The sequence below is a fragment of the Streptosporangium sp. NPDC050855 genome (assembly GCF_044456585.1).
In the GTDB taxonomy this organism is placed as follows: Bacteria; Actinomycetota; Actinomycetes; order Streptosporangiales; family Streptosporangiaceae; genus Streptosporangium; species Streptosporangium longisporum.
Genome location: NZ_JBITFY010000022.1, coordinates 132,726 through 138,792, shown reverse-complemented (window position 1 = coordinate 138,792; position 6,067 = coordinate 132,726). Strand labels below are relative to the sequence as shown.

General features: G+C 70.4%; 5 protein-coding genes. 2 read left to right on the top strand and 3 right to left on the bottom strand.

The genetic code is table 11. From position 1 onward, the window contains the following. Positions 1-1,677 (bottom strand): non-reducing end alpha-L-arabinofuranosidase family hydrolase (locus ACIBCT_RS33955; protein ID WP_399195720.1); only part of this gene is annotated, 1,677 nt, incomplete at its 3' end. A gap of 1,000 nt (positions 1,678-2,677) precedes the next feature. Between ACIBCT_RS33955 and ACIBCT_RS33950 the strand changes: the two genes are divergently transcribed. Then, a complete protein-coding gene (locus tag ACIBCT_RS33950) occupies positions 2,678-3,910 on the top strand; it encodes a TerC family protein (protein WP_399195718.1) in 1,233 nt (410 codons plus the stop codon). Between the two features lie 9 nt (positions 3,911-3,919). Here the strand turns inward: ACIBCT_RS33950 and ACIBCT_RS33945 are convergent, their stop codons facing one another. After that, on the bottom strand, positions 3,920-4,435 hold the full coding sequence (locus ACIBCT_RS33945) for an SRPBCC family protein (protein ID WP_399195716.1): 516 nt from the start codon (positions 4,433-4,435) through the stop codon (positions 3,920-3,922). A gap of 132 nt (positions 4,436-4,567) precedes the next feature. Then, a complete protein-coding gene (locus tag ACIBCT_RS33940) occupies positions 4,568-5,323 on the bottom strand; it encodes an SDR family NAD(P)-dependent oxidoreductase (protein WP_399195714.1) in 756 nt (251 codons plus the stop codon). 185 nt (positions 5,324-5,508) lie between these two features. On the opposite strand from ACIBCT_RS33940, the gene ACIBCT_RS33935 reads away from it, so the two are divergent. Continuing rightward, on the top strand, positions 5,509-6,066 hold the full coding sequence (locus tag ACIBCT_RS33935; RefSeq protein WP_399195712.1) for a TetR family transcriptional regulator: 558 nt from the start codon (positions 5,509-5,511) through the stop codon (positions 6,064-6,066). Position 6,067 lies beyond the last annotated feature (1 nt).

The window sequence follows — 6,067 nt, the reverse complement described above, 5'->3', positions numbered from 1 at the left end:
GTAGGGGGCGACGGTGAAGTCCTTGAGCGAGACCCAGCCCGACCTCGGGTTGGCCAGCACGCCGGTGGAGCTCCAGCGGTACGTCGAGGGAAGGTCGCACCTGCCGCCGGTCGGCGTCACGGTCGGCGTCGGGGTCGGGCCGGGGGTCACCGAGGTGCCGCTCCAGGTCCACTTCTGGTTGGTGCCGCCGTGGCAGGAGTAGAGGTGGAGCAGGGTGCCGTTGGCGGTCCCGGCGCCCACGGCGTCCAGGCACAGCCCGGACTGGACACCGACGACGGTGCCGTCGGAGTTCAGCCGCCACTTCTGGTTGTCACCGCCGTGGCAGCCGTAGATCTGCGCCTTGGCGTTGTTGGCGGTACCACCGGCGTCCAGGCACTTGTTGCCGTAGACCTTGAACTCACCGGCCGCGGTGTAGGTCCACTGCTGGTTGGGGTTGGTGTGGCAGTCCCACAGGTTCAGCTGGGTGCCGTCGGTGGTGCTGGAGCCGGGCACGTCCACGCACCGGTTGGAGGCCACGCCCCTGATCTGCCCGGTACCGGTGCCACCCGTGGGGGTGACCGTCGGGGTGGGGCCGGGTGTGGGGCCGGGTCCCGCCGCGTTGAGGGCGTTCAGGACGGAGGTGTAGGCGGCCTTCTTGTTGCCGTTGCCGTCGAACAGCAGCGGGGTGGTGCCGGAGCCCAGCCAGGAGTCGCTGTCGCGTACGCCCCAGACGGTGATGCCGGTGCAGCGCGGCACGGCCAGGCAGTCGTTGACCACGTTGGCGTAGGTGGTCGCCGAGCCGCCCACGATGTCCAGTTCGGTGATCTGCACGTCCACGCCGAGGGCGGCGAAGCTGGAGATGGTGGTGCGGTAGTTGCTGTTGTAGGGGCTGTTGTTGTTGAAGTGCGACTGCAGGCCGACGCAGTCGATGGGCACGCCGCGGGCCTTGAAGTCGCGGACCATGTTGTAGACGCCCTGGGTCTTGGCCCAGGTCCAGTTGTCGATGTTGTAGTCGTTGTAGCAGAGCTTGGCGGCCGGGTCGGCGGCGCGCGCGGTGCGGAAGGCGACCTCGATCCAGTCGTTGCCGGTGCGCTGGAGGTTGGAGTCGCGACGCCCGCCCCCGCTGTCGGCGAAGGCCTCGTTGACCACGTCCCAGGCGTAGATCTTGCCCTTGTAGTGGTTCATCACGCCGTTGATGTGATTGATCATCGCCTGGCGCAGGGGAGCGCCCTCCATCGAGCGCATCCAGTTGGGCTGCTGGTTGTGCCAGGCCAGAGTGTGGCCGCGGACCCGCTTGCCGTTCTGCACGGCCCAGTTGTAGACGCGGTCACCGCCGCTGAAGTTGAACTGGCCCTGGTTGGGCTCGGTGGCGTCGATCTTCATCTCGTTCTCGGCCGTGATCATGTTGAACTCACGGTTGGCGATGGTCGTGTACGCCGAGTCGCCGAGCTTGCCCGCGGTGATCGCGGCGCCGAAGTAGCGGCCGCTCTGGGCCGCGGCGGCGCCGAGAGTGCTCGCCGCGGCGCTGACCGAGGCGGTACCGGCGGTGCCCGCGGAAGCGGCGCCGGCCGCCACCGGGCCGGTCACCGCCGTGAGCGTGCCGAGCACGAGGGTGCCGAGGGCACCGGTGATCAGAGCCCGGCGAAGACCGCCGAGGGGCCGGCGGGTCCGGGGTGGGGGTATGGCGTTGGTGCCCATGCCTGAGCCTCCATAACTGCATCGCAGAAACGCGGAAACGGGTGGTCACGGGGGAGACGCCCCGCGGGATCGACGCCGCGTTCCGTCATCGGGGAACGCACACCACCGGGCGTCGTGACCGACGGCCCCTGCCGCTCACCACCGACGTGGACAGGGGGCCGTCTCGGGGACTCAGTGTGGAAACTATTACAAAATGTGTCAAGCTAATCTGGCAAGCTCTCGTACCGCTATATGGCATACATGTCGCGCACCTGCGCCGACGCCTCCCGGCTCCCTGAAAACCGGGGCTCCGGACCACCGCGGAACGGCCTTTCCTGTGAAATTTTCATCACATCGTCCTGTCCGCACCGATGAGACGGTCCATGAACGGCAGATGAGCGAGCGCGCTCTCGTCGCCTTCGCCGGGTCATGTTTCGTACTCTTGACAGCCGCTTCCCGCCTGGTGTTTGCTCCGCTCCACCACCACAATCGTCCGGCAGAGAAGGAGACACGACCGGCAGGCAGGATGTTAACGCTCACATCACGCTGTTGCTCCACGAACGCGTGCTCGGCGACCACCGTGACCCCCGGCGGACACCACGTCGGGACCTTCCCCCACGGACGCCGATCTCTTGACAGGAGGTTCTCTCGCGCGGCGGAGACCCGGATCGGCCTGGCACGCCTGGTCTCGCGGCTCCCGGGCCCGTCCCGGTGGGTTCCGGTCCCGCGGTCCGGCGGCGAGGACCGCCCGGCCGCCGGCGCCGAGGCGACCGCCCCGGCCCTGCCCGCCCCCTCGTGTTCACCGCCGGCGAGCAGACGGACCGGAGCCGACCTTTGCCATATGACGACGTTCGTCCTCGCGTCGGGACGTGAGCGCGGGGGGATGACACCCCGCAGACCGGCCGGGAGCGGTCCGACCTGATCGGCCGGCCCGCCGGGCACGGGGAGCGCGGAGCGGGGCCGGCCGGCCGGCCGTCGCGGCGCGCGCCGCCCCGACCGTCCCTGGAACCGGAGCGCGCCGATGGACGTACCCGCTGTCGTCTGGTGGTTCACGATCGCCGGCATCGCCGGTCTGCTGCTGTTCGACTTCGTCTTCCACGTGCGCAAGGCGCACGTGCCCACCCTGTCCGAGGCCACCCGCTGGTCGGCCGCCTACGTCGGTGTCGCGCTCCTGTTCGGCGTCGGCGTGTGGGTCTTCGGCGGGACCGCGATGGGGATCGAGTACTTCGCCGGGTACGTGACGGAGAAGGCGCTGTCGGTCGACAACCTGTTCGTCTTCCTCGTCATCATGTCCAGCTTCAAGGTGCCGCGCGCGGACCAGCAGAAGGTCCTGCTCTTCGGGATCGTCTTCTCCCTGGTCGCCCGGGCCGGTTTCATCTTCCTGGGCGCCGCGTTGATCAACTCGTTCGCCTGGGTGTTCTACCTGTTCGGCCTCATCCTGCTCATCACCGCAGGCAACCTGCTCAGGCCGGAGGGTGAGGACGGCCACTCCGCCGACAACATCGTGATCCGCCTGGCCAGGAAGGTGTTCCACACCTCCGACACCTACGACGGCGACAGGCTGTTCACCGTCCAGGACGGCAGGCGCGTCATGACGCCCATGCTGCTCGTCATGGTCGCCATCGGCGGCACCGACATCCTGTTCGCGCTGGACTCCATCCCCGCCATCTTCGGGCTGACGGAGAACGTGTACGTGGTGTTCACGGCCACGGCGTTCTCGCTGCTCGGCCTGCGCCAGCTGTACTTCCTCATCGACGGGCTGCTGGACCGCCTCATCTACCTCAGCTACGGTCTCGCCGTGATCCTGGGCTTCATCGGCGTGAAGCTCATGCTGCACGCCCTGCACGAGAACAACGTCCCGTTCATCAACGACGGCCGGCCGGTCCCGGTGGTGGAGATCGGCACCGGCCTGTCGCTGGGGGTGATCATCGGCGTCCTCGTCGTCACCGTGCTCGTCTCGCTGTTCAGTCCCAAGGGCAGGGCGCAGAACGCCGTCTCGGCGGCGCGGCGCCATGCCACGGAGTACCTGGAGGTCGAGAACGATCCCGCCCGGCGTGAGGAGATCTTCGCCGCGCTGCTCCACGAGATCGAGGAGATCAAGAGGCTTCCGGAGAGGTACCGGGCGAGGATCCGCGAGCAGGACAGGCTGATGGCCCTGCTGAACAGGGCGTGCGAGGTGCACGACTCCTCCTCGCCGTCCCCGTCGCCCCCGTCGCCCCCGTCGTCCCCGCCGCTCGGCGGCCGGGACGGGTGAGCCCCCGGATCAGCGGACGTGCCGGTGCGCCGCCGGCCGTCCGGCCAGTTCCGTCTCCAGGGCGGCCAGGTAGCGCTCGTGGCCCGCGCGGAGCCTGTCGGCACCGAAGATCAGGGAGACCAGCGGGCCCGCGAGGCTCTCCCGCATGGTCACCCGGGTGCGTCCGCCCGGCAGGGCCTCCAGCTGCTGCTGGTCGACGGCCTTGTAGCCGAGGACCACGCCGCTCCAGGTGAGCTCGCGTCCGGGGGCGACGACGGCGAACCTGGAGGTGATCCTCACCCCGCCGAGCCTCCAGCGGAAGGTGGCCCCTGGCACCGTCTCGCCGAGCTGCAGCACCTCGTACCCCGGGGCCCACCGGGGCCAGTTCCGAAGGTCGGAGATCACTTCCCAGACCTGGGCGGGCGTCGCGTCGACGACGACGCTGGACGCCGAGGTCACGGGCGCCTCGGTGTCGATCCGGCCCCGGGCGGCGTACTCGGCGTGCAGGACCGCTGACGAGGGGCCGCGGTAGAACAGCTTGCGCATGATCACTCCTATGGGTTCGAGAGCAATGCTCTCGAACCTGAGCAGTGATGTCAAGAGCAGTGCTCTCGTTTTGGTTTTACGCTCTTCTGTCGCGCCGCCCGCCTCCCGTGCGAGGTGGTTCCGGGTGCCGGGTCAGGCGGCCGACCAGCCGCCGTCCACCGGGACGATCGCGCCGTTGACGAACGAGGCGGCGTCGGAGGCGAGGAAGAGGGCGGCGTCGGCCATCCGCTCGGGCTCGGCCATCCGCTCGCCGAGGGCGAGCACTGGGCCGAGCCGGGCGATGCCGGCCGGGTCGAACGTCGCGTTCGTGGCGATGCCGGTCATGGTGGGGCCGGGCAGGATGGCGTTGCAGCGGATGCCCTCCCTGGCGTACGCCCAGGCCACGCTGCGGGTCAGGCCGACGACGCCGTGCTTGGACGCGGTGTAGGCCGCCCCGGCCGCGCCGCCGCGCACGCCCGCCTCGGAGGCGGTGTTGACGATCGCGCCGCGTCCCCGGCTCAGCATGTGCGGCAGGACGGCGTGCGTGACCAGGAAGGTGCCGGTCAGGTTGACCCGCAGGACCCGCTCCCACATCGCGACGGGGATGTCCGCGGGCAGGGCCATGCTGTCGAGGACGCCGGCGTTGTTGCACAGCACGTCGAGACGGCCGTACGCGCCGATCGCGGCCTCGACCAGCGCGGTGACCGACGCCTCGTCGGAGACGTCGGCGGTCACGGCGACGGCCGCGTCCCCGATGTCGTCGGCCGTGCGTCCGGCGCTCGCGGCGTCGATGTCGCAGACCACGACGCGCGCGCCCGCCCCGGCGAAGGCGACGGCCATCGCCCTGCCGATTCCGGAGCCCGCGCCCGTGACGAGGGCGACACGGTCGTCGAAGGTGAGGTGGGTCAAGGGGTCACTCTTCCGATCGGTGAGGGAGCGGGGGCGCCGGGTGGGAAGCGGTACGGGGACGCGGGGATAAGGGGGCGCGGGGGACGCGGGGGTGCGGCCGTGCCGGACGGGACGGTGCCGTGACCCCGCCGGACCCGCGGCTCCGAACAACCGGACAACATTGTCCGGTCGTTACCATAGCCGCCATGCCTGCCGTGCGTCGACCCAACAGAGGACCGAGCGCCGCGGCGGAGAACCGGGCGGCGCTGATGGCGGCGGCCCGCGTGGTCTTCGCCGACGCCGGGTACGACGCACCCCTCAGCGCGGTCGCCCGCGTGGCCGGGGTAGGGCAGGGAAGCCTCTACCGGCACTTTCCCGACCGCGTCAGCCTGGCGCTGGCCGTGTTCGAGGACAGTGTCGCGGACCTGGAGGCGCTGGCCGCCGAGCCCGGCACCACCCTGGCCGACGTGCTGGACCTGCTCACCGAGCAGGCCATCGCCTCGACCGCGTTCATCAACATGGTCAGCGTGCCGCCCGAGCCCGACCCCCGGATCGTCGAGGTGCGGGACCGCGTGGCCGGGGTGCTGGAGAGCGGGCTTCCCGAGGCCCGGCGTGCCGGTCACGTCCGCGCGGACATGACGGCCGACGACCTGGTCCTGGCCGTGGGCATGCTGGCCGGGCTGCTGGCCAGGATCCCGGCGGCCGAGCGGGCCCCGGCCGCCGAGCAGATGTGGAGGCTGCTCCGCAGGGGGATCGAGCCGTGAA

Coding starts and splice junctions, on each gene's coding strand:
- ACIBCT_RS33950 (WP_399195718.1), top strand. CDS start 2,678: ATGGACGTACCCGCTGTCGTCTGGTGGTTCACGATCGCCGGCATCGCC.
- ACIBCT_RS33945 (WP_399195716.1), bottom strand. CDS start 4,435: ATGCGCAAGCTGTTCTACCGCGGCCCCTCGTCAGCGGTCCTGCACGCC.
- ACIBCT_RS33935 (WP_399195712.1), top strand. CDS start 5,509: ATGCCTGCCGTGCGTCGACCCAACAGAGGACCGAGCGCCGCGGCGGAG.